25 protein-coding genes, 1 tRNA gene, 2 pseudogenes and 1 riboswitch are annotated in these 24,177 nt (G+C 71.9%); of the genes and pseudogenes, 14 read left to right on the plus strand and 14 right to left on the minus strand.

Features of this window, described 5'->3' with window-relative positions:
- Positions 1-462: 462 nt before the first annotated feature.
- Positions 463-617: riboswitch (cyclic di-AMP (ydaO/yuaA leader) on the plus strand.
- 4 nt (positions 618-621) lie between these two features.
- Positions 622-1,590: a LysM peptidoglycan-binding domain-containing M23 family metallopeptidase gene (locus I3F58_RS19775; protein ID WP_240109975.1), complete on the plus strand. Its 969-nt coding sequence runs from the start codon at positions 622-624 to the stop codon at positions 1,588-1,590.
- Between the two features lie 238 nt (positions 1,591-1,828).
- Complete coding sequence (locus I3F58_RS19780; protein WP_240109976.1) at positions 1,829-2,590, plus strand: SGNH/GDSL hydrolase family protein; 762 nt, start codon at positions 1,829-1,831, stop codon at positions 2,588-2,590.
- A gap of 145 nt (positions 2,591-2,735) precedes the next feature.
- On the opposite strand, the gene I3F58_RS19785 is transcribed toward I3F58_RS19780, so the two are convergent.
- Entirely contained in the window at positions 2,736-3,359 is a 624-nt protein-coding gene (locus tag I3F58_RS19785; protein WP_240109977.1) for a TetR family transcriptional regulator C-terminal domain-containing protein, read from the minus strand.
- 95 nt (positions 3,360-3,454) lie between these two features.
- A complete protein-coding gene (locus I3F58_RS19790) occupies positions 3,455-4,009 on the minus strand; it encodes a carboxymuconolactone decarboxylase family protein (protein WP_240109978.1) in 555 nt (184 codons plus the stop codon).
- 169 nt (positions 4,010-4,178) lie between these two features.
- Here I3F58_RS19790 and I3F58_RS19795 point away from each other — a divergent pair, with 169 nt between their 5' ends.
- From I3F58_RS19795 to I3F58_RS19835, 9 genes and pseudogenes are all read left to right on the plus strand, one after another.
- Positions 4,179-5,393 carry an MBL fold metallo-hydrolase gene (locus tag I3F58_RS19795; protein WP_240109979.1) on the plus strand — a complete coding sequence of 405 codons (1,215 nt, stop codon included), beginning with the start codon at positions 4,179-4,181 and terminating at the stop codon, positions 5,391-5,393.
- 189 nt (positions 5,394-5,582) lie between these two features.
- Positions 5,583-7,301: a sensor histidine kinase KdpD gene (locus I3F58_RS19800; RefSeq protein WP_240109980.1), complete on the plus strand. Its 1,719-nt coding sequence runs from the start codon at positions 5,583-5,585 to the stop codon at positions 7,299-7,301.
- Between the two features lie 6 nt (positions 7,302-7,307).
- Positions 7,308-7,748 carry a roadblock/LC7 domain-containing protein gene (locus I3F58_RS19805; protein WP_240109981.1) on the plus strand — a complete coding sequence of 147 codons (441 nt, stop codon included), beginning with the start codon at positions 7,308-7,310 and terminating at the stop codon, positions 7,746-7,748.
- Positions 7,745-8,122 carry a DUF742 domain-containing protein gene (locus I3F58_RS19810; RefSeq protein ID WP_240110008.1) on the plus strand — a complete coding sequence of 126 codons (378 nt, stop codon included), beginning with the start codon at positions 7,745-7,747 and terminating at the stop codon, positions 8,120-8,122. Before I3F58_RS19805 ends, I3F58_RS19810 begins: the two co-directional genes overlap by 4 nt.
- The gene (locus I3F58_RS19815; protein WP_240109982.1) at positions 8,100-8,780 is read left to right on the plus strand and encodes an ATP/GTP-binding protein; all 681 of its coding nucleotides are present in this window, start codon (positions 8,100-8,102) and stop codon (positions 8,778-8,780) included. The genes I3F58_RS19810 and I3F58_RS19815 overlap by 23 nt, the downstream gene beginning before the upstream one ends.
- Positions 8,777-9,406, plus strand: a complete 630-nt coding sequence (locus tag I3F58_RS19820; RefSeq protein WP_240109983.1) for a GAF domain-containing protein — start codon at positions 8,777-8,779, stop codon at positions 9,404-9,406. Before I3F58_RS19815 ends, I3F58_RS19820 begins: the two co-directional genes overlap by 4 nt.
- A 62-nt stretch (positions 9,407-9,468) precedes the next feature.
- Positions 9,469-9,801, plus strand: a complete 333-nt coding sequence (locus I3F58_RS19825) for an MmcQ/YjbR family DNA-binding protein (RefSeq protein ID WP_240109984.1) — start codon at positions 9,469-9,471, stop codon at positions 9,799-9,801.
- Between the two features lie 107 nt (positions 9,802-9,908).
- A tRNA-Pro gene (locus I3F58_RS19830) sits at positions 9,909-9,982 on the plus strand.
- 477 nt (positions 9,983-10,459) lie between these two features.
- Positions 10,460-10,739, plus strand: a pseudogene (locus I3F58_RS19835) (multicopper oxidase domain-containing protein); the annotation flags it as partial.
- A 525-nt stretch (positions 10,740-11,264) separates the two neighbouring features.
- Here the strand turns inward: I3F58_RS19835 and I3F58_RS19840 are convergent.
- The 5 genes from I3F58_RS19840 to I3F58_RS19865 all read right to left on the minus strand — a co-directional run bounded on the left by I3F58_RS19840 (position 11,265) and on the right by I3F58_RS19865 (position 15,881).
- Complete coding sequence (locus I3F58_RS19840) at positions 11,265-11,423, minus strand: DUF3105 domain-containing protein (protein WP_240109985.1); 159 nt, start codon at positions 11,421-11,423, stop codon at positions 11,265-11,267.
- Positions 11,424-11,653: 230 nt separating this feature from the next.
- Positions 11,654-12,880: a DUF1015 family protein gene (locus I3F58_RS19850; RefSeq protein ID WP_240109986.1), complete on the minus strand. Its 1,227-nt coding sequence runs from the start codon at positions 12,878-12,880 to the stop codon at positions 11,654-11,656.
- An 80-nt stretch (positions 12,881-12,960) separates the two neighbouring features.
- Positions 12,961-14,256: an MFS transporter gene (locus tag I3F58_RS19855; RefSeq protein ID WP_240109987.1), complete on the minus strand. Its 1,296-nt coding sequence runs from the start codon at positions 14,254-14,256 to the stop codon at positions 12,961-12,963.
- Positions 14,256-15,398 (minus strand): PLP-dependent cysteine synthase family protein, encoded by a 1,143-nt coding sequence (locus tag I3F58_RS19860; RefSeq protein ID WP_240109988.1) that lies wholly within the window; start codon positions 15,396-15,398, stop codon positions 14,256-14,258. The genes I3F58_RS19855 and I3F58_RS19860 overlap by 1 nt, the downstream gene beginning before the upstream one ends.
- An 81-nt stretch (positions 15,399-15,479) precedes the next feature.
- Positions 15,480-15,881, minus strand: a complete 402-nt coding sequence (locus I3F58_RS19865; protein ID WP_240109989.1) for a hypothetical protein — start codon at positions 15,879-15,881, stop codon at positions 15,480-15,482.
- A gap of 745 nt (positions 15,882-16,626) precedes the next feature.
- Here I3F58_RS19865 and I3F58_RS29845 point away from each other — a divergent pair.
- Together I3F58_RS29845 and I3F58_RS29850 are read left to right on the plus strand one after the other, a co-directional pair.
- A pseudogene (locus tag I3F58_RS29845) lies at positions 16,627-16,695 on the plus strand (helix-turn-helix domain-containing protein); the annotation flags it as partial.
- A gap of 221 nt (positions 16,696-16,916) precedes the next feature.
- Complete coding sequence (locus tag I3F58_RS29850; RefSeq protein WP_374208007.1) at positions 16,917-17,615, plus strand: transposase; 699 nt, start codon at positions 16,917-16,919, stop codon at positions 17,613-17,615.
- A 133-nt stretch (positions 17,616-17,748) separates the two neighbouring features.
- On the opposite strand, the gene I3F58_RS19875 is transcribed toward I3F58_RS29850, so the two are convergent.
- From I3F58_RS19875 to I3F58_RS19900, 6 genes are all read right to left on the minus strand, one after another.
- Complete coding sequence (locus tag I3F58_RS19875; protein ID WP_240109990.1) at positions 17,749-17,964, minus strand: ferredoxin; 216 nt, start codon at positions 17,962-17,964, stop codon at positions 17,749-17,751.
- A gap of 6 nt (positions 17,965-17,970) precedes the next feature.
- Positions 17,971-19,197 carry a cytochrome P450 gene (locus I3F58_RS19880; protein ID WP_240110009.1) on the minus strand — a complete coding sequence of 409 codons (1,227 nt, stop codon included), beginning with the start codon at positions 19,195-19,197 and terminating at the stop codon, positions 17,971-17,973.
- Positions 19,198-19,223: 26 nt separating this feature from the next.
- Positions 19,224-20,015, minus strand: coding sequence for an ABC transporter permease (locus I3F58_RS19885; RefSeq protein ID WP_240109991.1), 792 nt, complete (start codon positions 20,013-20,015; stop codon positions 19,224-19,226).
- Positions 20,012-20,995, minus strand: coding sequence for an ATP-binding cassette domain-containing protein (locus tag I3F58_RS19890; protein ID WP_240110010.1), 984 nt, complete (start codon positions 20,993-20,995; stop codon positions 20,012-20,014). The genes I3F58_RS19885 and I3F58_RS19890 overlap by 4 nt, the downstream gene beginning before the upstream one ends.
- 52 nt (positions 20,996-21,047) lie before the next feature.
- Positions 21,048-21,884, minus strand: coding sequence for a DUF4097 family beta strand repeat-containing protein (locus I3F58_RS19895; protein WP_240109992.1), 837 nt, complete (start codon positions 21,882-21,884; stop codon positions 21,048-21,050).
- A gap of 79 nt (positions 21,885-21,963) precedes the next feature.
- Entirely contained in the window at positions 21,964-22,503 is a 540-nt protein-coding gene (locus I3F58_RS19900) for a hypothetical protein (RefSeq protein ID WP_240109993.1), read from the minus strand.
- A gap of 217 nt (positions 22,504-22,720) precedes the next feature.
- On the opposite strand from I3F58_RS19900, the gene I3F58_RS19905 reads away from it, so the two are divergent.
- Positions 22,721-23,479 (plus strand): class I SAM-dependent methyltransferase, encoded by a 759-nt coding sequence (locus I3F58_RS19905; RefSeq protein ID WP_240109994.1) that lies wholly within the window; start codon positions 22,721-22,723, stop codon positions 23,477-23,479.
- Here the strand turns inward: I3F58_RS19905 and I3F58_RS19910 are convergent.
- On the minus strand, positions 23,457-23,999 hold the full coding sequence (locus tag I3F58_RS19910; protein WP_240109995.1) for a GNAT family N-acetyltransferase: 543 nt from the start codon (positions 23,997-23,999) through the stop codon (positions 23,457-23,459). The genes I3F58_RS19905 and I3F58_RS19910 overlap by 23 nt on opposite strands.
- Positions 24,000-24,177 lie beyond the last annotated feature (178 nt).

Consider the following 24,177-nt stretch of genomic DNA (forward strand, 5'->3'; position numbering starts at 1 on the left):
CGGGCGTCTGGCGTCGGCGCGGCCCGCCGACGTTGTCGCGGATCTGACGATACGACATCGCTGCCCCAGGCATGTATGTCCGTGCGGCTCGCACATCCGTTGCCTCGCCTGATCGATTATGTTTGCTCTTGTTGATTTTCGTGATAATCAAGGCTTCCGTCATGAGTTGGGGCTTCTGTCCGTATTACGGGATTAAGCCCCAACGTGCCCGGAAAACAAGGGAGATGGGGCGGGAGGGTGAGCAGCGTCATAAAGGTGACGGACCGTGGCCGAGCGCCGGGGTGAAGGTCCCTGCGTGGCGCGGGAATTCATGATCCGCAATCCACGGAGTGTGACCGGAATTCCCACAGGAATTCCCGCACCTGAATGAGTGGCTGAAACCCTTCGCTTGTTCCTCGCGTCCTCACTCGTTTACGGTCACGATCCATCCGGGCGGACCGCCGAATCCTGCCGCCGCCTGGAATTTGGCACCCACCCACGTGCGGCAGGAGCGGGGGACCCAGGTAGTTCGCCGGACCGGAATTCCGGGACGGCTCGGGGTGAAGTCGCGCCAACACGCGGCCGGACAACTCCAGTCCGAACCCGACAGCTCACCTCGCAGGCGCCGGAGAGGAATTCGCCATGCCCGCGAAGGGTAAGCACCGCCGTCCCAAGTCCATCGCGCTCACCCGGGGTTTCGTCGCCGCCGGCACCGGCGGCGCCGCACTCGCGCTCCCGCTCTTCGGCGCGACCGGCGCGCACGCGGCGGCCCCGGCCGCCGCTCAGCCGCAGCAGGTCGCCCAGGCGGTGCAGGTGGCGCAGGCCGTCGAGGCCGCGCAGGCGGTAGAGGCCGCCAAGGCCGCACCGCGCACCTACACCGTCGTCCCCGGCGACTACCTTGCGAAGATCGCGCACAACAAGAACGTCAAGGGCGGCTGGAAGAAGCTCTACGCGGACAACCGCGAGGCCATCGGAGACGACCCGTCGCTCATCCACCCCGGCCTGAAGCTCACACTCGGCGCGAAGGCTCCGGCGAAGGCCAAGGCGAAGGTCCCGGCGAAGGGCAAGGTCGCCGACAAGGCCGAGGTGAAGGCCAAGGCGAAGGCCTCCAAGCCGGCCGAGTCCGAGGACCGCGCCTCGCGGTCCGCCGCCAAGACGGCCATCCCCGCCCAGGCCGCGGCCCCGGCCGCCCAGGCCCCCGCCGCCTCCGGGTTCACCGCGCCGGTGGCCGCCGGTGTGACCACGCCGTACCGCGCCTCGGGCGCCATGTGGTCCTCCGGTTACCACACGGGCGTGGACTTCGCCGCGGCCGCCGGCACCAGCGTCAAGGCCGTCGGTCCGGGCACGGTCGTCTCCGCCGGCTGGAGCGGCGCATACGGCAACGAGGTCGTCATCAAGCACACCGACGGCACCTACTCGCAGTACGCCCACCTCTCCTCCCTCTCCGTCGCGGCCGGTCAGGGCGTGAGCGGCGGCCAGCAGATCGGCCTGTCCGGATCCACCGGCAACTCCACCGGCCCGCACCTGCACTTCGAGATCCGCACCAGCCCGGGCTACGGCTCGGACATCGACCCGCTGGCGTACCTCCGCAGCCACGGCGTCGCGATCTGACGCACCCCCATACGCCCTCATGAGGGACAGCGCGCCGCCGCCCGGCACCCGCGAGGTGCCGGGCGGCGGCGTTTCCGCATACGCCTCCCGAACAAAACGCCGTATTCCGCCCAAGGGGGATGTAGGGCGGTGGTAAAGATCACTCCGCGTCAACCCCTCCTTACGGTCGCGTAGGTCACATCCCGAGGTGCACGATGTGCACTTGTGGCAGGCGAATCGACGATGGGGGGAGAACGACGTGATCGGGTCGTACGCGGCGGTCGGTGACAGCTTCACCGAGGGCGTGGGGGACCCCGGCCCGGACGGGCGGTTCGTCGGCTGGGCCGACCGCCTCGCGGTCCTGCTCGCCGACCGGATCCCGGAGGACGCGGGCTTCCGGTACGCGAACCTCGCGGTACGCGGCAGGCTGCTGGACCAGATCGTCGAGGAGCAGGTCCCGCGAGCGAAGGAACTCGCCCCCGACCTGGTGACGTTCTGCGCGGGCGGCAACGACATCATCCGTCCCGGCACCGACCCCGACGATGTGGCGGAGCGCTTCGAGCGGGCCGTGCTGGAGCTGACACCTGTGGTCGGGACCGTGCTGGTGACGACCGGCTTCGACACCCGGGGCGTGCCGGTGCTCAAGCACCTGCGGGGCAAGATCGCCACGTACAACGGCCATGTCCGGGCCATCGCGGACCGGTACGGCTGCCCGGTGCTGGACCTGTGGTCGCTGCGGAGCGTCCAGGACCGCCGTGCCTGGGACGACGACCGGCTGCACCTGTCGCCCGAGGGGCACACCCGCGTCGCGCTGCGGGCCGGCCAGGCCCTGGGCCTGGAGGTGCCCGCCGACCCGGAGCAGCCCTGGCCGCCGCTGCCGCCGCGCGGCACGCTCGACGAGCGGCGGGACGACATCCACTGGGCCCGCGAGTACCTGGTCCCGTGGATCGGCCGCCGCCTGCGGGGGGAATCGTCGGGTGACCATGTGACGCCGAAGCGCCCGGACCTGATGCCGCTGTGAGGCGGGAAACAGGCCCGTAGGGGGCTTGCGAGGGCGAGCTGCCCCAAGCCCTTCGCCCTCGGGAGGGGTACCCCCAGGGTGCGAAACGGGGACCCGAGGGGGCGGACTCCCGGTTCCGGGGAGGGACGGTCGGGGAGACGGCCCGCTACGGCGCGAGGGGCGCGGGCCCCACGACGGGTCCCGGGCTCAGCTCCCGCGACAGGGCCTCGTCCGCCCAGCGCAGCATCGTCGTCCGGGACACCGCTCCCGGGTAGACGGTCATCTGCACCGCCAGCCCGTCCAGCAGGGCCGTCAGCCGGCACGCCGCACCCTCAGGGTCCGCGCACCGGAACTCCCCGGCCTCCGCTCCCTCCGCGAACACCCCGGCCAGCGCCGCCTTCCACTGCCGGTCCAGCCCCGCGGCCACCTCCCGCAGGGCCGGCTCCCGCAGAGCCGCCGCCCAGCCGTCGATCCACAGCCGCCAGCCCTTCGCGCTGCCCGTCGGCGCGTACCAGCGGATCGCCGCCCGCAGCCGCCGGGCCGCCGGGGCCCGCCGCCCCAGGATCCGGCGCAGCTCCGCCAGATCCGACTCGGCGGCGTACGCGAACGCAGCGGCCACCAGACGCTCCTTGGTCGCGAAGTGGTACAGCACCAGCGGCGCGCTCACCCCCAGCGCACCCGCCACATCGGCGATCCGCACCGCCGCCGCGCCCCGCACCTCGATCTGCTCCACCGTCGCCCGAAGCAGCGCCTCCCGCCGCTCGGCCGCCCCCCACCGCGTCCTGGACACCGCCACCCCGCCGCTTCCGGTCCGTACCCGCGCCACCGGTCGCCGTGGCGCGGACGGACAGTATCCCGGAAGCGGAGGGGAAGGCCCGCCGCCCGTCAGCCGCCGACGCGCACCTCGCAGTGATCCTTGAATCCCTGACTGGTCAGCCCCAGCGCGGAGTTCAGCCGGGAGCGCTGGTTCTCCACCGCCACCATCATGGTCAGCTCGAGGAACGCGCGCTCACCCAGCGCCGTCCGCAGCCGCTCGGCCAGCTCGTCGGACACGTCCGGCGGCGTGGCGGTCATGGCCTCCGCGTATGCGAGCACATCCCGCTCCAGCGGGGTGTAGACCTGGCTGTCCCGCCAGACCGGCAGGTCGTGGATCTTGCGCGGGTCCATGCCGTGCCGGGTGTGCTCCCAGTAGCCGAAGTCCATGCACCAGCTGCACCCGATGGCCGCCGCCGAACCCATCACGGCCAGCGCCTTCAGATCCGGGTCGAGGCTCCGCCACCGTGCCACGGCCAGCTCGAACCGGATCCCGGCGAGCAGGACACGCGGGTGGTGGCCCATCGCGGCCACCGGGTCGAGCATCTTGCCGTACGTGCGCCGGGCGTACCACTCCACGGCGCGGTAGAGAAGAGTACGCGGGGGAGTGAGGGACACACGGGCCATGGGGCCGCCTCCTTGGGTCTGCCGCCGCGGCTGCGACGGTCTGCGTCATGGGTTGAGACCCGGTGAGGTCTCACCCGGTACGACCGGGCAGCCGTCCCGGATGTGACAACAGGACGCGTTGTCGGCGGCCCCACCCATAATGGAAGGACCCGAGACACCTGGAGGTGCTGTGACCGGCGTCGACGCTCTCGGTGCGCTGCGCGCCCGTCTGCGCTCCCTGCGCCCGGCCGCCTTCGGCGCGGACCCGGCGGCAGAACGGCTGGAGCGCATCCGCCGCTCACCGAACTTCGCGGACGGGTCGTTCCGCAATCCCGGCGGCGAGCGGCACAGACCCTCGGGCTCGGCCCTGGACTTCGCCAAGGTGTACTTCCGCAAGGAGGAGCGGATCCGCCGTGCCCCGGCGATCCCGGTCCCGCTCCACCGGACCACGGCCGCCGACCTCGCCCGCCCCCCGGCCTCGGGCCTGCGGCTCACCTGGATGGGGCACTCCAGCGTCCTCGCCGAGATCGACGGGCGGCGGGTCCTGTTCGATCCGGTGTGGGGCGAGCGCTGTTCGCCGTTCCCGTTCGCCGGGCCCCGGCGGCTCCACCCGGTGCCGCTGCCCCTGTCCTCCCTCGGCCCGGTGGACGCGGTGGTGATCTCCCACGATCACTACGACCACCTCGACATGCCCACCATCCAGGCGCTCGCCGGCACCGGCACCCTGTTCGCGGTACCCCTCGGCGTCGGTGCCCACCTGGAGCGCTGGGGCGTCGCCCCCTCCCGGCTGCGCGAGCTGGACTGGGGAGAGTCGGCGGCCCTCGGCGACCTGCGGCTCACCGCCACTCCCGCGCGCCACTTCTGCGGGCGCGGACTGCGGAACCAGCAGCACACCCTGTGGGCGTCCTGGGCGGTCACGGGCCCCGAGCACCGGATCTACCACAGCGGCGACACCGGCTACTTCCCCGGCTTCCGGGACATCGGCACCGCACACGGCCCGTTCGACGCCACCATGGTCCAGATCGGCGCGTACGCGGACTTCTGGCCGGACATCCACATGACCCCCGCCGAGGGTATGCGTGCCCATCTGGACCTCCAGGGCGGACGGGCCGCCGCGGGTGTGATGCTGCCGATCCACTGGGCTACCTTCAACCTGGCGCCGCATCCGTGGGCCGAGCCAGGGGAGGGCACGGTGGCGGCGGCCGGGGACACGGGGGCGCGGATCGCGCTGCCGCGCCCGGGCGAGCCGTTCGAACCCGCGGCCGGCCCGCTGCCGGGGGACCTCTGGTGGCGCGGCGCGGCCCGGCGGCCCTCCGGCGGCTGGCCGCAGGGCGTGGGCGGGCAGGACGCCCACGTGCCGGCCGGGAGCGCGGCCGACAGGGAGGCCGGCGCCCCGACGCCCTGATTCCGCGCCCACTCGGGCATCGGATTTTCGTACTTCCGTGCGAACCCTCACACCGGGGCGGGACCCCGGCGGGCAACTTCCCGAACAGCCCGCCGCAGCTGGACGCTTGGCGACTACCGTGTGTGTCCGGTGATCACCCGTATGACACCGCAACGCACCGATCCCGGGATCCACGCACCAAGGACGTCGATGTCTCAACTTCGCGCACCCGCAGCGCGACCCGACCGCCGTGAGGGCAGCGGCGGGCGGCACGGCCGGCCGGGCGCCGGCCCCCTGCCGGACCCCGGCAGGCCGCACCCCGAACGGGCACACCCCGTGACCTCGTCCCCGGAGGCCCGCCTTCGGCCACAGCTGCTGCGGGCCGCCGTGCTCCCGACGGTCGTGGCCACGCTCGGCGGGGCCGCCGCCGTGCTGTTCACCGTCCGGTCCGCCGACATCGCCCCGTCCCCGCCCCTGTGGATCGCGCTCGCCTGCTCGGCCGCCATCGTCGTGACCGCCATCGTCGCGGCGGCGCTCGGCGCGGACCGCGCCGCCCGCTCCGTACTCGACCGCTGCCACGCCCTGCGCCGCGCCGCCACCCGCGACCAGAACGAGCTGCGCACCGCCGTCGACCGGCTCCGCCGGGGCGAACGGCCCTCCGTGCGGCAGACCCTGCCGCCCCCGCCCGGCGGTGACGCCCTGGACCTGCTGGAGTACGAGGTCGGCCGCACCCACGAGATCGCCGTCGCGGCCGCAGTACAGGCCTCCCGGCTCTCCAGCAGCGTCGGCAACGAACAGAAGGTCGAGGTCTTCGTCAACCTCGCCCGCCGCCTCCAGTCCCTCGTCCACCGCGAGATCCAGCTGCTCGACGAACTGGAGAACCAGGTCGAGGACCCGGACCTGCTCAAGGGTCTCTTCCATGTCGACCACCTGGCGACCCGTGTCCGCCGCCACGCCGAGAACCTCGCCGTGCTCGGCGGCGCCGTCTCCCGCCGTCAGTGGTCCCACCCGGTCACCATGACCGAGGTGCTGCGCTCCGCCATCGCGGAGGTCGAGCAGTACCCGCGCATCAAGCTCGTCCCCCCGGTCGACGGCACGCTGCGCGGGCACGCTGTGGCCGACGTCATCCACCTGCTGGCCGAACTCGTCGAGAACGCCACGCTGTTCTCCGCCCCGCACACCAGCGTCGTCCTGCGTGCCCAGTACGTGACGGCGGGCCTCGCCGTCGAGGTGGAGGACCGCGGCCTCGGAATGCCGGCAGGGGAGCAGGAGAAGATGAACGCCCTGCTCACCGACCCCGACCAGGTCAACGTCGCCCACCTGCTCCAGGACGGCCGCATCGGGCTGTACGTGGTCGCAGCCCTCGCCCGGCGGCACGGCATCGTCGTACGCCTCCAGTCCAACATCTACGGGGGCGTGCAGGCCGTCCTGGTCATCCCGCAGGGCCTGCTCGGCCACGACCCCGACAACCCGACCTGGTCCGGACAGCCGCGCCCCGCCGACGCCGACCCGTCGACCGACAGCACAGCCCCGGCCCTCGCGGCACCCCTCCCGGAACCGCCGCACACCCCTGCAGGACCCGGCGGCGTACGGCCCTCTGGGCCCCGGCACGCCGCACCGGCACCCACGCCCACGTCGGCATCCACCCCCGAGCCGCCCCCTGCCACGTCCGCCGCGCGGGACGGGCGCCCCCTGCTGCCCAAGCGACGCGCACAGGAGCACATCGTCCCGCAGCTGCGCGGCGAACCCGTGCGGCACTCGGAGCACGACGACCACGCCCTGCACGACCCGGGACTCATGGCGGCGTTCCAGCGCGGCATCGGCCTCGCGGAGTCCATGCCCGCGACCGAGGCCCCACCCGTACCGCCCGTGCCCGGGACCGGCTACCCCCTCGCACCGCAGCGACACGACGAAGCGCACAAGGAGTAGATGCACATGACGAGCGATGTGCCGGCCGGCGCCTCCCCGGATCTCGACTGGCTGCTCAGCGGCCTGGTCCAGCGTGTCCCGTACACCCGCAGCGCGGTGCTGCTGTCCTCGGACGGCCTGGTGAAGTCCGTACACGGCATGGACCCCGACAGCGCCGACCACATGGCCGCTCTCGCCTCCGGCCTCTACTCGCTCGGCCGCAGCGCGGGCATCAGATTCGGGGACGGCGGCGAGGTCCGCCAGGTCGTCGTCGAACTGGACGCGACCCTGCTGTTCGTCTCCACCGCCGGATCCGGGACCTGCCTCGCCGTCGTCGCGGGCCGCGAGACGGACGCCGCCGTCCTCGGCTACGAGATGACCATGCTGGTCAAGAGCGTGCGCCCGTACCTGGTCACCCCGCCCCGGCGCGGCGTGGGCGTGCCGGGCCCGGGCCGAACGGGACGCTGACCGTGGCCCACCAGGACGCGCCCTGGCTCGACGACGCGGCCGGCCGCCTCATCCGCCCGTACACGGTGAGCGGCGGTCGCACCCGGCCCACCACCACACTCGACCTGCTGTCCCAGGTGATGGCCACCGGGCGGGTGCCGCCCGACGCCCTCGGGCCCGAGTACACCCTGGCCCTCGGGCTGTGCGGCGGCCCGACGTCCGTGGCCGAGGTCGCGGCCCACCTCAGGCTTCCCGCGATGGTCACCAAGGTGCTGCTCTCGGACCTCGTGGACTGCGGCGCCCTGACCGCGCGGGAGCCCCGGCACCGCTTCGACGACTCCACCGACCGTTCGCTGCTGGAGGCAGTGCTCGATGGCCTACGACGACGGCTCTGAACGCCCGGACCGGCCGCGGGAGGACCCGGCCCGCGCGGCCCGGCTCCGCGACGGCCGGGCCCACGAGGCCGGGGACGTCTTCCCCACGGCCCTCAAGATCCTCGTCGCGGGCGGCTTCGGTGTGGGCAAGACGACGTTCGTGGGCGCGGTCAGCGAGATCGAGCCGCTCAGCACCGAGGAACTGCTCACCCAGGTGAGCGCGGGCACCGACAGCCTGGACGGTGTGGAGAACAAGAGGACCACCACCGTGGCCATGGACTTCGGCCGGATCAGCCTCGACCGGCGCCACGTCCTGTACCTGTTCGGCACGCCGGGGCAGGAGCGCTTCTGGTTCCTGTGGGACGAGCTGTCCGAGGGCGCGCTCGGCGCCGTCGTGCTCGCCGACACCCGCCGCCTCCAGGACTCCTTCTCCGCCGTGGACTTCCTCGAACGGCGCGGCATCCAGTTCGTCGTCGCCGTCAACGAGTTCGACGGCTCGTACCGCTACGACCCCGAGGAGGTACGGGCCGCGATCGGCCTCCCGCGGGAGGTGCCGGTCGTGCTGTGCGACGCCCGGCTCGCCAGCTCGGGCACCGAGACCCTGGTCACCCTGGTCCAGCACCTGCTGGCCACCGACCCGGCTCCGTCCGCGGAGCCGAACCATGGAGCACCGCGATGACGTACCACCCGACCGGGCACCTGCTGCTCACCCCCGTCGACCACGAGGCGCCGCACCGCGTGGAACGGCTGCGCCGACTGGGGCTGGGCGAACACCCGGACCCCGCGCTCGACGCCTTCGCCCGCAGACTCGCGGAGACGACCCGGGCGCCCTACGCGATGGTCAACTTCATCGACGAGCAGCGGCAGTTCTTCGCCGGCCTGCACACCCCGACGGGCACCCACTCCACCACCCACACGCCCTCGGGACCCGTCGGCCGCCACATGGCCCGCGACCACGGCTACTGCCCGCATGTGGTCGTCCGCCGCAAGGCGCTGGTCCTGGAGGACGTCTGCGACTTCCCCCGGTTCGCCGGAAACCCGGTCGTCGACGAGATCGGCATCCGTTCCTACCTGGGCGCACCGCTGCTCGAAGGTACGGGGGCCGCCCTCGGCACCGTCTGCGTCGTCGACACCGAGCCGCGCCCCTGGGGCAGGGCCGGGCTGGAGACGATCAAGTCCCTGGCGGCGGAGCTGGTGGAGCAGATCCTCCGCCGCGAGTGGCCGACGCAGGACGGCGCAGGCCCCGGCCCGGGGGCGCACGGCGCGTACCGGACGTACGGGGCGCAGGAAGCGCACGGGGCGTGAACCCCGGCGATCCGGCGGCGTCCCCAGGCGGATCCCGGGCCCGGCGGCGTACGGTCGGAGACATGGCGACGGCTGACGATGCACGCAGAGTGGCGCTCTCGTTTCCCGGGGCGGTGGAAGGGGCGTCCTGGGGCATGCCCACCTTCCGCGCCGGGCCCAAGGGCCGGATCTTCGCCGCCCTGGAGGGCGACGACCAGGTCATGGGCGTGAAGTGCCCCCGGGAGGAGCGCGACGAGCTGATCGCCGCCGAGCCGCACAAGTTCTTCCTCCGCGAGAACCACGACGAGGCCTATGCCTGGCTGAGGGTCCGGCTGGCCGCGCTGGACGACGAGGACGAGCTGCGTGCCATCCTCACCGACTCCTGGCGCCTGGCCACCCGCAAGCCGGGTCCCTGATGCCGGGACCAGGCACCTCGCCGTGAAGCGGTTCGTGATCACCACCCGGAGTGCGGTATTGTTCTCGTGCACGCCGGGCCGGGGGAAACCCCAGGTCAGACGGGCAACGGGACGTGGCGCAGCTTGGTAGCGCACTTGACTGGGGGTCAAGGGGTCGCAGGTTCAAATCCTGTCGTCCCGACTTTTCGAAGTCGCAGGTCAGAGGTCGTTTCAGAGCAATCTGAAACGGCCCCTTGGTCGTTCTTGGGGACTGACTCCCCTTGACCGGTCTACGGGCGACCACGATCGGGCTCGGCAGGGACCGGGGAGCGCGCAGCACGCTGAGGTGTGCCGAGAGGGCCGTACAGGCGGCGGTGATCTTGTGCACGTCGGGGTGCAGATACCGCTGGGTGGTGGTGAGCGATCCATGGCCTGGCGATCTTGCGCAGGACGTGCACCTGGATCCCGGCGTCGGCGAACCAGGTGAGCCCCGTGTGGCGGAGGTCGCGGCGGCGCAGATGTTCGTAGCCGAGTTTCGTGATGACGTCCCCCCGGTGGGTGGCGTCACGCAGGACGGCGGTGGACATTCGACCGCCTCGGGTGCCGGTGAACATGCGCGCGTCGGGATCGGGCCCTGCGCCCAGGATGCGCTGCGCGACGAGCGGGCGGATCGACTCGACGTCCGTACGACCCCGCACAGCGCTACCCCGGTCCGTTCCGGTGAGCGCGTCCGGCTGTCCTTCGTGAACAGCACGACGATGTGGCACCTCATGCACCTGCACGGCCACACCTACGCGCTCGCCGACGGCGGCGCGCGGAAGGACACCTCGATCGTGCTGCCGGGCAAGAAGCTCGACGTCGACTTAGACACCGACAACCCTGGGCTGTGGATGATCCACTGCCACAACGTCTACCACGCCGGATCCGGCATGATGACGGTCCTCGGCTACCTCAAGTAGGACGACGACCCGGCCCGGGCCACCTGGTGCCGTCACGTCCGGCTGGCGCAGAGACGGGTCAGTTCAGGAGGGGAGGGCGGTTCGAGAGGCGGCGGCACACCGGAGCGTGGTGGTCCCGGCTGCATGAACGCGGGTGCTGGCCGGTCGAAGCCGTTGGTGCACGAGGTCTGCTCACCGCCGAACGGCGAGACGGAGGGCTGCGCGCAGTCGGTCACGCTCGACATCGGACAGGGCTGCTGAAGTCTGTGGGCATCGGACATGGTCGGACTCGTGCCGGTCCCGGCTGAGTGCATCCCGCCGGGCGTGTTCCCCATGCCTGTGGGATGCATCGGACCGGGCATCTCCGACATGGCTGTGCTTGGCATCGCCATGGCCGGACGGGCCGGCCCGGTCAGGCACAGCGTGACGACACACGCCATAAGCTGCACAGACGACAGCCTGAGGCGAGGGCGCGGCGGGGGTCACGAGCGGCGTCGTAGCGGCACCGGATGACCCTCTGAGTATCCGCACACGGCGGCGGCGCCGTCATGAGGTGACGCCACCGCTGCACGTCGCGCCCGGCTTCGGAGTCTGCGGCCCCTGGACGTAGCGGCCGAGGGCGCCGCCGACCCGCGCGTCGGCGGCGCTGCTCACACCCACCTGGTGACCCCAGGCCGTGAGGACGATCGGTGCGGACTGCTCCATCGAATGCAAGGAAGATCATCGTGACCGGGTAGCAGCGCACGTGGAACCGGGACACCGGGTGCTCCCGCGGTTCGAGCCCACCGCTGAACGCCCCTTTGTGCAGCGACTCCCGGACTGCGCGGACGGCGGTCCCGACGCCACGGAGCAGGAAGGCCCCCGCCACCGTGACCGCGAACATCCGCGTGAGCGGGGCACGGCAGGTAGGCATCGGCCGTGCCCCGCTGCTGTGCCTACGTGCTCGGCAGGACCCTCGTCACGAGTCCGGCGGGGGGTTTCGGGCCGAACGAGGTGGACTTGCGGGGCAGAAGGACGTCCTTCTCGGCGAGCTCTCGTATCGCGTCCTCGGTCGGAGCAGGCAGGAGCACGGCGGTGCCTGTGCCCTGGGAGGTCACGGCTGCGACGGCCCGGTCGGCGTGGTGCATGTGAACGACCGTGCCGGGCAGGTCGGGTATGGACCAGCAGCTCGCGATGAGGAGACGGTCCGTGACGGCTGCGGGCTGCCCGCGCCATTCAGTCGGCAGTCCGGCCAGCGCTTCGGACAGGGCCGATGCCTGCGGTTCCGCCACGCTCCAGGCGCGGCCTTCTCCGACGAGCACTAGCTCGTCCGGCCGGGGGAGCCGAGGCCCGTCCGGAAGCGGCTGGACGCGCGCGACGCCCGATGCCGCTCGCGCCGCCTTCTCCGCGTCCAGACCCGGCAGGACCCGGTGGATGGCTCTCAGTCGCAGTGGGGTGGACGCCGAGTCGACGAGCAGAGCCAGGCTGCGCTGCCAGAGGAGGCCGTCCCGCCACCGGGCGAGTCGGCGGGCGGCTGCGAGGCGGTGGTGGCCGTCGGCGAGGAGCGGGACCCGGCCTGCGCCGAGGTCGGCGGTGAGGAGGGTCTGGTCCGCGCGGTCGGTGCACTGCCAGAGATAGTGCGTGACGGGCCCCAGACGGGCGCTGGCGATGCGGGGGTGCTCGGCGACCCACTCCGCGAGACTGCGGCCCGTGCCCTCGGTGGAATGGTGGGTGAGCAGCAGCGGTTCCAACTGGGCCCGCAGACCGGACATGTGGGCGGTCCGCTGCCGCACGACATGCTCCTGCACGTCTTCGTGGGGGATGACGGGGCCGGCGTGTGGGCCGGCCACGGTGAGCTCGCCGATCAGGCCGCGTTGGAGGAGCCGCGGGCCGACACGTTGCTCGTAGACATACAGCGAGGGTGTCGGGTCGCGGCGCAGGACGCCGCGCTCGAGCCACCGTTCCAGCTGGCCGGCGGCGTTCTGTGGATCGGACGTGTAGAGCAGCCGGGCTATGTGGTGGGGCCGGGCGCACTGTGCACGGGCGTGGGCGGGACTCATGTCGTCGTACGGGGGGCTGAGCACGGCGGACAGCTGGCCGGCCTGCGCCGAGTCGTATCGGACGGCGCGGAACGGAAGGAGCCGCACAGTGGTGCGTGCCTTCCACGACGGGATGGTCGTCAAGGTTCACTCCCGAATGTGGGCGCGGCGGCACGGGGGGCGGGCGCTTTGCGGGTGCCCGCCCCCGTGCCGCGGATGTCAGGTCAGACGGTCACAGGCTCCGGGCGGGCCTCGGCGGGAGGCTCGGCCAGTCGGCCGGTGCGGTGCAGCCCGTACAGTGCGGCGCTGCACACCAGGCCGAGCGCGGTGAGCGCCAGCCAGGGGAGCGCGGACAGACCGGCCTTCCGGGCGGCGTCGAGGGCCGCTCCGGTCAGCAGGTTCCCCACCGTGATGCCGACTCCGCAGACGGTGTTGTAGAGGCCGTAGTGCGTGGCCACGAGGCGGTCGCCCGAGAGCCGGACGATCGTGTCCATCTCGAAGGGGTACGCGATCATCGTGCCCACGGCCAGGAGCAGCGCGGCGAGCGTCGGCGGTACGGAGGCCAGCAGCCACAGGCCGATGCCTTCGCCCGGTACGGGAACTGCCGAGGCGACGAGCAGGGGCACGAACGCCACACTCATCGTGAGCAGACCCCAGGTGAGGGCCCGCCCGGGTTTCATACGGGCCTTGCACCACGCGGTCACCTTCGTCTGGAAGACGATCGTGCTGAGCCCGGACACGGCGAACAGGGCGGCCACGGCTGCCGTGCCGAACGCGCCCTCGCCGCCGAGCCGCCGGACCTCCAGGGGAAGGGCCAGGTAGACCTGGAAGGACATGACGTACGAGCCGATCATGGCCACGGAAAAGAGCAGGAACGGGCGGTTGGCGAGAATGCCGCGCCACTCGGCCAGCACGCTCTGCCCCTCCCTCTCCTTCGTCTCCTTGGCCCGGCGCGCCGGGAGGGCGCGGATCTGCACCACACTCAGGACGGCGAAGGTGCCGGCCGCGACCAGGCACGTGATGCGGAAGTCGACCCCGGTGAGCACCATGCCCACGAGCGGCCCGAGCAGGATGCCCGCCTGGTAGAAGACGTTGAACAGGGCGAACGCCTCCACTCTGCGTTCACCCGAATCGGCTGCGAGGTAGGCGCGGGTGGCCGGGTTGAACAGCGCGCCGGCCAGGCCGGTCGCCGCGGAAGCGGCGATCAGCGCGGGCACGGAGTCAACCAGGCCCAGGGTCGCAAAGCCGACGGTGCGCAGGACGAGACCGGCGATGATCATCGGCTTGTAGCCGAGCCGGTCGGCGAGGGTACCTCCGGCCAAGAACATGCCCTGCTGGCTGAAGTTGCGTACGCCGAGGATGAGTCCGACCAGCCAGCCGGCGAGCCCGAGGGGGCCGGCCAGGTGGGCGGCGAGGTAGGGCATCAGCATGTAGAAGCCGAGGTTGATGGTGAACTGGTTTACCATCAGCAGCCGCACGCTGCGTTCGTACGAGCGGAATTGGGAGAACGTGCCCTTCATCAGTCCCGCTCCTCCACGGTGTCCGAGGGGTCGGTGCCCACGGGGGTGTCGGCGACCGGGGCCTCATCCGCGAGCGTGAGCGGGTCGACGACGGTGGTGCACCGGGTCCAGCGGGTGACCTCCTTCTCGTCCAGGCGGCCGATGACGTCGGGCTCGGGCATGGGCGGGCCGTCGAGCAAGCCGTGGGCGGCGCAGTAGTCGTCGTCGTACACGGTGCCGAGGTAGCGCTGCGGTCCGTCGGGGAAGATCGCCGCGATCCGGGTCTCCTTGGGCAGGGCGCGGGAGAGCCAGCCCGCGACCAGGGCGACGGCGCCGACGCTCCATCCGCCGGTCGCGTAATGGGAGGTGGCGAGCTGACGGCAGGTCCACACCGCCTCGCTCGGAGCCACCCAGTGCACCTCGCTGAACTGGTCGTACGCGACGTTGCGCGGGTAGATGCTCGAACCGAGGCCGCGCATCAGCCGGGTGCGGGCCGGCTGGCCGAAGATCGTGGAGCCGATGGTGTCGACGCCGACCAGGGTCAGGTCCGGGTAGAGCTGGCGCAGGACGCGGGAGACTCCGGCCGAGTGTCCTCCGGTGCCCACGCTGCACACCAGGACGTCGATGTGGCCGAGCTCGGTGGCGAGTTCGAGGGCGAGCGGAGTGTACGCGGTGGTGTTGTCCGGGTTGTTGTACTGGTCCGGGCACCAGGATCCGGGGTGCTGTGCGAGCAGCTGGGTGACCCGGTCCCGGCGGGCCTGCTGCCAGCCGCCGGTGGGGTGCGGCTCGGAGACCACGTTGACTTGGGCCCCGTACGCGGTCAGCAGTCGAGTCATGGACATCTCCAGGCCCGGGTCGGTGACCAGGGTGACGGGGTGTCCGTAGACCATGCCGGCGAGAGCGAGGCCGAGTCCGAGCGTGCCGCTGGTGGACTCGATGATCCGTGCGCCGGGGCGCAGGTCGCCACGGGCGCGGGCCCGTTCGACCATGTGGAGACCCGGGCGGTCCTTGATACCGCCGGGGTTGAAGCCCTCCAGCTTGGCCCAGAAGCCGCGGCCCGCCGGAGCGAGCGGTTCCGAGACGCGGAGCAGAGGAGTATTGCCGACCAGCCCGGACAGGGCGGAGCGGGTGGGAGGTGTGACGTCGGTGGTCGAGGAGTGCATGTTCCGCTCTCATTTCGGTGGTGCGCGTCAAGTACTCGTTCGGGAGACGGCCGCGTTGTGCGTGGCCGAGGGCCGAACGGTCTAGATGCGCCACCGGCAGACGCGGATCTGCGTCGAGCGGCCTGACCGGGCTATCGGCACTCGATCGCCGGGCGCGGTCCGGGCCTCGCTGGACGGCGCGGTGGGGATGTCGCCGAAGGACGCGGCGAGCGTGATGGCATCGGGGACGTGCCGGGTCGCGAGGTAGGTGTGGGATGCGAGGCCCGGAGAAGTACAGTCGGCGCTGTGGTTGTGGTGCCGGTGCTGCGGGAGCCGGTCTTCCGCGCGCTCGGCATCGAGGCTGAGCGCCGTGGTGGTGACTGCGCCGCTGTCTACGGAGTGGTGGTGCCCGGCTCCGCCGACAGGCGTGAAGCAGAGGAATACGGACAGCAGCAGAGCGCCGATCACCGTGACGATTAACGGCGTGTTGGGATGGCGAGGCACAGTTCCTCCGGGCGGGGCCGTACCGTCTCGGTCCCTTTGTGACAAGAGAGAGCGGTACCCGCGAGAGATCAGGGGCATGGGGGCAGAACGCGCCGCTCGGCTCGCCGTCCCGGGGGCGCAGTCGCGCGGGGGCAGGAAGGAGCGTGGGCGGCGGGGCGTTCTAGACCTGAAGGACTGTTGAGGCTCTCGGGGCGGTCGACGGCGTTGTGCGCGCCTCGACCACATTGGTGTTGGTCCGGATACGAGGCCCGGCGGAGCGAGTCGCATCGGGCTGTTGCGAGGAACACGGCGTGCTGGGCGCCGGTGTTCCCTCTGGCGGCCTTGGCGTGCATTCGTGTACCGGGTGCGCCGGACCGTGCTCGCCGGGGCTTGCCTCGATACCGTGGGAAGCGCTCGTCATCGCGGGCGATGCGATAACCACGACCCCGTCCACGTCCACTCCGTGCCCGGCCATCAGGCCGAACAGGAGCGCGGCCAGGGCGAGCAGACGTCGCAGCCCCGCTGAAGAGCGGGAGTGCGGCGCACGCGAGCGCGACCGGCCTGTAATCACGCCGTTATCTTAACCATCTCTTCGGGATGGTTCGGAGTTCCATCCGAAACGTGGCGTGCACAAGTCGTGTACCTGATCCCAAACGCTTTGGGTTCAGACTCGTTGACGGTGTGTTGAGTGATCTGGTGGGGGGATGCGCGGACGTGGTCGCCGGACGCGCAGGAGGCTGTTCGGTTGCTGGCGGTGTCCGCGCTGGTGGAGGGCCGGGACCGGGCGGAGGTCGCGGCTCTGTTCAAGGTGTCGGTCCGGGCCGTGGACAACCGGTGGCCGAGGTGGCAGGCCGGTGGCCGGGACGCGCTCCTGTCCCGGCCGCGAGGCCGCCGCGTGGGTGAGCATCAGGTCCTGTCCGAGGCCGAGCAGGCTGCTGTCCGGCGGGCCGTTCTCGATGACACCCCCTGTGAACTGGGGCTTTCCGGCCAGCTGTGGACACGGGGCCAGATAGGACGGCTGATTTTCAAGCTGTACGCCGCTTCACCGGGCCCGGGGTGGGCACGTACCTCAAGCGGTGGGGACTGGCGTTCCAGCGTCCGGACAAGCGGGCCGTCGAGCAGGATCCGGAGGCGGTCCGGATCCGGCGCGAGGAGACCTGGCCGGCGATCCGGGCCAGGGCGAAGGCGGAGAACGGCGAGGTCCTCTTCGCCGACCAGGTCGGGATCCGCTCGGACCAGATCACCGGCCGCACCTGGGGTGCCAAGGGCCGGACCCCGGTCGTGCGCCGCACCGGGAACCGGTTCTCGGTGAACGCGTATGTCCGTTCAGAACCGAGGGGCGGATGCACTTCATGGCCTTCACCGGGACCCTCGACGCGCAGGTGGTGTGCCGCTTCCTCACCCGGCTCGCCGGGCACTTCGACCGGAAGGTCCACCTGGTCGTCGGCCCACCGATCGAAGACCGTTCGGGACTGGCCCGCCGACCACAAGGACCAGGTCGAGCTGCACCTCCTGCCCTCGTACTCACCCGAGCTGAATCCGGACGAGCTGGTCAACGCCGACCTCAAACACCAGCCTGCCCCGCACCCGCAGGGCCAGGAACCAGAACGAACTCGCCGCCGAAACCCGCAGGTTCTTCCACCGCCGACAACGCCAACCCCACATTGTCCGTGGCTGCTGCGGCCGACACGTCCGCCGCAGCCACCGAACCGGTCGCCCTCTGCCCTGTTCCGACCCGGGCGGTGCGCTTGCTGAGGGACGTGCCCGTGTGGGGCGACGGCCATCACGACCGGCGTACGACCGGCACCTGCCGCTGCCGCCCGCCCGACTTCCCTGAGCCCCCGGGACAGGCCGCCGACGTCACAGGAGGCGTGCCGTCGGCGGCGGCCTACGCGATGGCGGAGGGACCCTGCTCCCGGACGGTGACGGCCGAGGCGGGGCACAGACCGGCCGCGAGACGGGCCGCGGTGTGCTGGTCGTGCGGCGGCCGGTGGTCCAGGAGGAGGACGAGGCCCTCCTCCTGCTCCTGCTCGAAGACGGCGGGGGCGGTCAGCGCGCACATGCCGGCGCCCACGCAGCGGTCACGGTCGATGCGGATGTCCACGGCCGCTCAGTCCTCGTCCCAGGCGACCGGCAGCCGGTGCACGCCGTAGATGTTCATGTCGGTGCGCAGCGGTATCTCGTCGGCGGGGACGTCCAGGCGCAGCGTGGGGAACCGTTTGAACAGCGCGGGCAGGGCCACCGTCATTTCGACGCGGGCCAGTTGCTGGCCGAGGCACTGGTGGATGCCGTGTCCGAAGCCCAGGTGTCCGGAGGCCTTGCGGTGCAGGTCCAGGACGTCCGGGGCGGGGAACCTCGCCGGGTCCCGGTTGGCGGCTTCGAGGGACAGGGTCACGCTCTCGCCGGCGGCGATCGTCCGCCCGTCCAGCTCGATGTCGGTCAGAGCGGTCCGTACGGTCGTGGGGGCGACGGTCAGATACCGCATCAGCTCTTCGACGGCGCGTGGCGCGAGCGCGGGGTCGGTGCGCAGGGCTTCGGACCGGGCCGGGTCGACGAGCAGGGCGAACGTGCCATGGGCGATCATGCTGGCGGTGGTGTCGAGCCCGGCGGCGAGCAGGAAGCCCCCGAGTCCGGTCAGCTCCTCGTCGGTGAGGCCGGAGTCCTCGGCCAGGTCCCCGAGCACGTCGTCGGAGGGCGCGGCGCGTTTGGCGGCGACCAGCCCGGCCATGTACTCCTCGAGTCCGACGAGGGCGGCGTACCGCTCCTCGGGCTCCTTGTCCATGGTCATGATCGTGTGGGCGTGATGCTGGAAGCGCTCCCGGTCGGAGTAGGGCACGCCCAGCAGTTCGCGGATCATCAGCGCGGGGACGGGCCGGGCGAACGCCTCGACCAGGTCGAGTCCCGGTCCGCGGCGCTCCATCGCGTCCAGGTGCTCAGCCGTGATCTCCGCGACCCGGTCGGACAGCTGCCGCATCCGGCGGACGGTGAACCTGCCTATGAGGAGGCGCCGGAAGCGCGTGTGTTCGGGGGCGTCCATACCGGTCATGTCCCCCACCGGGGCAGGGGGCAGCGGACCCTCGGGGCCGCCGGGGAACGGGTGGTGCATCAGCTCGTACCGGGAGCTGAAGCGGGGGTCGCCCAGAATCGAGCGGACCGTGGAATATCCGGTGGCGAGCCAGCCGACATGCCCGTCGGGGTAGGCCATCCGGGCCAGCGGTCGTTCCTCCCGTAACACCGCGAGCCCGGCGGGCGGGTCGAACGGGCAGCCGGCGGCGCGCGCCGTGGGAAGCGTGACGGGCTCGGCGGCATCGGGCCGGGTCGACGGTTCGTGCTGCATGGTCTCCTCCGTGAGGTCGGTGCGGTTCATCGCTTGGCGGTGCGGCCGAAGGCGGACAGCGCCCACAGGTAGCCGACGAGGGCGAGGCCCAGGCACCAGGTGAGTGCGAGGTATCCGCTGGTGCCGATCCCGGTGCCAGTGAGCAGCCCGCGCAGGGTCTCGATGACGGGGGTGAAGGGCTGGTACTCCGCGAACCAGCGCAGGCCCGTGGGCATCGAGTCGGTCGGGACGACGGCGCTGCCCAGGAAGGGCAGGAAAGTCAGCGGAAGGGGCATGTTGCTCGCGGACTCCGGGTTCCGGGCCACCAGGCCGACACCCGCCGAGAGCCAGGTCAGAGCGAGGACGAGCAGGGTCAGCAGGCCGAACGCGGCGACCCACTCGACGAGGGAGGCGTCGGGGCGGAAGCCGATGGCCAGCGCCACACAGACGACGAGGGCGACGGCGACCAGGGTCTGGATGACGCCGCCCACCACATGCCCTGTCAGGAACGCGGCGCGGGAGATCGACATCGTACGGAACCGGTTGACGATTCCCTCGGTCATGTCTACGCAGACGCCGACCGCCGTCATGACCGCCCCCGCGGTCGCGGCCATCAGGATGATGCCGGGCGCCACGTAGTCGATGTAGGCGGCGTCACCGCCGGAGGCGCCGGAGATGCCGGCGCCGAGTGCGCCGCCGAACGCGTAGTTGAACAGGAGCAGCATCATCACCGGTGTGGCGACGACGGAGATCGTCATCGCGGGATAGCGGAGTGCGTGCTTGAGGTTGCGCCGCAGCATGGTCATGGAGTCGCTGACGGCGTACGTGAGGCTGCTCATCGGACCGTCTCCGTGGTGGTGTCGGACGTGCCGTGACCGGTGAGGGTCAGGAAGACGTCGTCGAGGTCGGGGGTGTGCACGGTCAGGGACTCGGCGTGGACCGCCGCGCCGTCCAGGACGTCGAGCACGGTCCGCAGGGCGGGGATGCCTCCGTCGCAGGGAACGCGAAGCGTGAGCTCCTCGGGGTCGGTGACCGCGGTGGCGCCGAAGTGACCTGCCGCGGTGTCGAGTTCGGCGGAGCCCGCGAAGCGCAGCCGGATGTGGCCGCCGGGGACGAGCCGCTTGAGCTCCTCCGGGGTGCCCTCCGCGACCAGCCTGCCCCGGTCCAGGACGGCGACGCGGTCCGCCAGCCGGTCGGCCTCCTCCAGGTACTGCGTGGTCAGGAAGACGGTGACGCCGTCGTCCGCGACGAGCCCGCGGATGATCTCCCACATGGTGCGGCGGCTGCGGGGGTCGAGACCCGTGGTCGGCTCGTCGAGGAAGATGATCCTCGGGGTGCCGACCAGGGTCATCGCCAGGTCGAGCTTGCGGCGCATGCCGCCGGAGAAGGTGGACACCGCTTGGCGGGCGGCCTCGCGGAGTTCGAACCGTTCCAGGAGTTCGGCCGCTCGCCGACGGCCCTGGCGCCGGGGCAGGTGCCGCAGGTCCGCCATCAGGAGCAGGTTCTCCTCGGCGGTGAGGAGGCTGTCGACGGCGGCGAACTGGCCGGTCACACCGATGACGGAGCGCACGCCCTCGGGCCGGGCGGCGAGATCGTGGCCGCCTACCCGCGCCTGCCCGGCGTCGGGCGCGACGAGGGTCGAGAGGATCTCGACGGTGGTGGTCTTGCCTGCTCCGTTGGGTCCGAGGAGGGCGAAGACCTCGCCCTCGGGGATGCTCAGGTCGATGCCGTTCAGGACGGCTTTGTCGCCGTACGACTTGTGCAGGCCGTGGGCGGAGATGGCGGGCGCGGTCTTGGCGACGGCTGCGGCGGTGGGCATCGCGGTCACGGGTCGGCTCTCCCTTCCGGGGACGTCAGGCTTTCAGTGGAGGTCAGGCACGGTGGATGACGATGTCGCCGACGCCGGTACGGGCGTGGACCTCGACGGTCCGGTCGGTGGTGGCGGGGCCTTCGGCGGTGCCGAGCGTGTTGCGGACGGTGCCGACCTTGGCACTGACGTCCAGCCAGGCCGCGGTGGACTCGGGGATGCCGATCTCCACGTCACCGACGGCCGCGTGGAGGCCGATCACGCCGCGTTCCACGTGTTTCACGCTGATGGCCCCGTTGGCGGCCCTGGCCTCGACCGAGGCGCGTGCGACGCCCACGGTGATGTGGCCGTTGGAGGCGTTCGCCTTCAGGTCACCGGTGATCTCACCGATCACGGTCTCGCCGTTCCCGTTCTTGACGGTCGCCGCGCCCGTGATCGCTCCGACGCCGACCCGCCCCGCCCCCTGGATCTCGGCGTCGCCCGCCACGTGGCCGACGTGGATATCACCGTGGCCGGTCCGCAGGTTCACGTCGGTGGCCTCGTCCAGCCGGATGTCACCGAGCGAGGTCTTGACCAGGCACTCTCCGAGTGGTCCCGCGCCGGTGTAGTCGCCCATCGGGGAGATGCCCCGGATGTGCGATCCGGCGGGCAGTTCGACGATCACGTCGATCGATCCGGTCTTGCCGAACAGGGAGCGCTTCCTGGGGCCCTTGAGGGTGAGGATCCCGTTGGCGTAAGTGATCTCGGTCTGCTGTGCGGCGCGTACGTCGGCCTCTTCGGCGCCGTTGCTCGGCAGCACCTCGACGACCGTGTCCTGACGCTCGCTCGCGCTGAGCCGGACGTCGCCGACCTCGAACTCGAGGACCGCGTTGATGGGCTGGGGTGTCTCGTAAGAAGGCATGGCTGTTCCGTCCTCTTGACGCTGTGGGTGTTTCCGCAGGTGGGGCGGTGATGCGCGAGGTGGGGGGGAAGGGCTCCGGCTAGCGGACCCAGCCCCGGTAGCTCTGGCCGTAACGGGGGGCACGGGCGGCGGGCCGGGCCGGTTCTCCGCCGGGTTCCAGGGCGCCAGCCACGGCCCGGACGAGCCAGGCGTTGACGGACAGTCCCTCGCGCCCGGCCGCCTCCTCGACCCGGGCCTTCAAGGGGGCGGGCAGCCGGAAGTTGATCCGGGCCGTTGCCCCTTCCTCGCTGTCCCCCGATGGCGCCATCGATGGCGCCACTGCCGGTGCCATGGGCGCCGTCGCGATCGGTGCCTCGCCGACGGGGTGCTCGGCGCCCGGAGGCGTCGTCACGACGAACTCGGGGTCGAGCCCCCGCAGGCGCACGTCCACCGAGCCCGGGGCCAGCTCGCGGGTGATCTCGTCGGAGGCGGCGGACAGGGCGTTGAGGAGCATCAGCCGGACGGCGGACTCCAGCGGTGTGGTGAGCCGTTCGGCCAGGGCACGCGCCTCGTCCCCGCCGGCGTTCGCGGCGACCGCCAGTTCGTGGCGAAGGTGATCGACGTAGGGGGTCAGGTCCATGGAGAATATAGTGGCACCATTTTGGCGCCATGGCAAGCGAATGTGACGCCATCTCTGGTGTCGTGTGGCGCCTCGATGGCGCCACGGTGGCGTGCGCTTCTGCCTCACTGCGGAGACGACGCGCGATCCGGCGGTTCCCGCCGGCGCTGTCCGATGACGGACCGCTGGCCGGGTATGCGCCCTGTCGCGTGCCCGCGGTCTGCGGAACAGTCGGGGCATGGCATACGAGATCCCCGCCCGTGAGCGGGCTCTGGCCTTCGGCCGGGCCGCGCGTGCGTACGCCGTCCACCGCCCGCCGTACCCCGCGGCGGTCTTCGAGACCGTGGAGGAGTTCAGCGGGCAGCGGCTGGCCGGGGCCCGGGTGGCCGATGTGGGCACCGGGTCCGGCATCGCCGCCCGGGCGCTGCGCGAGCGCGGGGCCCGGGTGGTGGGCGTGGAGCCCGGCGCCGGAATGGCCGCACAGTTCCGGCGCGAGCTGCCCGGGGTGCCGCTGGTGCGCGGGGACGGCAACCGGCTGCCGCTGGCCGAGGGCTCGCTCGACTTCGTCACCTATGCCCAGTCCTGGCACTGGACCGACGCCGCGCGAGCCCTTCCGTCCGCCATGCGGGCCCTGCGTGCCGGAGGCGCGCTCGCGCTCTGGTGGAACGACCCGGACCCGTCCGTACCGTGGGTGGCCGGGCAGCAGGCCAGGATCGAGGACCGGTTCGGGCCCGGCCGCTACATCTCCGACGTGAAGACCCCGCCCGGACTTCGCTGGCGGCGTCGCACGCTGCGCTGGTCGCGCCGGGTCTCCGTCGACTTCCATCTCGCCAAGCTGGCGACGCACTCGGCCTTCATCGTGCTCGGCGAGCCCGAGGCCGGGGCCTTCCTGGCGGCGGAGCGCGGACACCTCACCCGGCATTTCCCCGGCGGGGAGCTGGACGAGCCGTATGTGACGTCCGTGGCGGTGGCGGTCAGAGGGGTGACAGAAGCATGAGTATCTCGTCGCGGTCGTCGCCCGGGGCGAGGCGCAGGGCCCCTGGCCGGCGGCCGATCTCCCTCCAGCCGAGCCGATCGTAGAAGTCCTCCAGGCCGAGCCCGCCCCGGACGGCGAGGTGCAGTTGCTCCAGACCCATCTCGTCGCGGGCCGCCCTGCGGGCCTCGTCCATCAGGGCACGCCCGATTCCCCGTCCGCGGACGTCGGGCCGGGTCTGGACGTGGTGCACGGTTCCCCAGTGCGCGATCAGCCGCCCGGGGTCGCGGCGGAGGCTGAGCCAGCCCACGAGATCCCCGTCGGCGGTCGCCGTGAGCAGTCGGCCGGTGTCCGGGGAGAGGAGGCCGACGATGCGGTCCAGGGCGGGTGCGACCTCGGCCGCGTCGACGGGCGGGAAGGGGAAGCCCGCCGCGCCGCCCGCGTTGGTCACCTCGACCCAGCACGCGGTGAGCGCTTGCCGGAGCCGAAGAGGGACATCGCCGGGGCAGGTGAACTGCCGGAGGGTGAAGGAGCCGTCGGTCATCCGGTGATCGTCGCACCTGGCGGCCCCGCGTCGGCCACCGGCAGCGGAGCCGCAGGGACGCATGTGCGGTCCGCTCCGGGCCGGGTGGCCGGCCGACGGTCCAGAATCCGGCCGGGCGCCTCGGTGCCGCCCGTCGGCCCGCACCCTGACCGTTCGGCCGGACTCCGGGGTGCCCGAG

The sequence above is a fragment of the Streptomyces sp. MUM 203J genome (assembly GCF_022414595.1).
Taxonomy (GTDB): domain Bacteria; phylum Actinomycetota; class Actinomycetes; order Streptomycetales; family Streptomycetaceae; genus Streptomyces.

Bases quoted from the DNA above. Each gene is read 5' to 3' on its own strand.
- I3F58_RS19890 (WP_240110010.1), bottom strand. From the start codon at position 20,995: ATGCCCACCGCCGCAGCCGTCGCCAAGACCGCGCCCGCCATCTCCGCC.
- I3F58_RS19905 (WP_240109994.1), top strand. From the start codon at position 22,721: ATGGCATACGAGATCCCCGCCCGTGAGCGGGCTCTGGCCTTCGGCCGG.
- I3F58_RS19825 (WP_240109984.1), top strand. From the start codon at position 9,469: ATGGCGACGGCTGACGATGCACGCAGAGTGGCGCTCTCGTTTCCCGGG.
- I3F58_RS19805 (WP_240109981.1), top strand. From the start codon at position 7,308: ATGACGAGCGATGTGCCGGCCGGCGCCTCCCCGGATCTCGACTGGCTG.
- I3F58_RS19775 (WP_240109975.1), top strand. From the start codon at position 622: ATGCCCGCGAAGGGTAAGCACCGCCGTCCCAAGTCCATCGCGCTCACC.
- I3F58_RS19860 (WP_240109988.1), bottom strand. From the start codon at position 15,398: ATGCACTCCTCGACCACCGACGTCACACCTCCCACCCGCTCCGCCCTG.
- I3F58_RS19895 (WP_240109992.1), bottom strand. From the start codon at position 21,884: ATGCCTTCTTACGAGACACCCCAGCCCATCAACGCGGTCCTCGAGTTC.
- I3F58_RS19885 (WP_240109991.1), bottom strand. From the start codon at position 20,015: ATGAGCAGCCTCACGTACGCCGTCAGCGACTCCATGACCATGCTGCGG.
- I3F58_RS19815 (WP_240109982.1), top strand. From the start codon at position 8,100: ATGGCCTACGACGACGGCTCTGAACGCCCGGACCGGCCGCGGGAGGAC.
- I3F58_RS19910 (WP_240109995.1), bottom strand. From the start codon at position 23,999: ATGACCGACGGCTCCTTCACCCTCCGGCAGTTCACCTGCCCCGGCGAT.
- I3F58_RS19800 (WP_240109980.1), top strand. From the start codon at position 5,583: ATGTCTCAACTTCGCGCACCCGCAGCGCGACCCGACCGCCGTGAGGGC.
- I3F58_RS19880 (WP_240110009.1), bottom strand. From the start codon at position 19,197: ATGCAGCACGAACCGTCGACCCGGCCCGATGCCGCCGAGCCCGTCACG.
- I3F58_RS19855 (WP_240109987.1), bottom strand. From the start codon at position 14,256: ATGAAGGGCACGTTCTCCCAATTCCGCTCGTACGAACGCAGCGTGCGG.
- I3F58_RS19790 (WP_240109978.1), bottom strand. From the start codon at position 4,009: ATGGCCCGTGTGTCCCTCACTCCCCCGCGTACTCTTCTCTACCGCGCC.
- I3F58_RS19840 (WP_240109985.1), bottom strand. From the start codon at position 11,423: ATGGAGCAGTCCGCACCGATCGTCCTCACGGCCTGGGGTCACCAGGTG.
- I3F58_RS19900 (WP_240109993.1), bottom strand. From the start codon at position 22,503: ATGGACCTGACCCCCTACGTCGATCACCTTCGCCACGAACTGGCGGTC.
- I3F58_RS19820 (WP_240109983.1), top strand. From the start codon at position 8,777: ATGACGTACCACCCGACCGGGCACCTGCTGCTCACCCCCGTCGACCAC.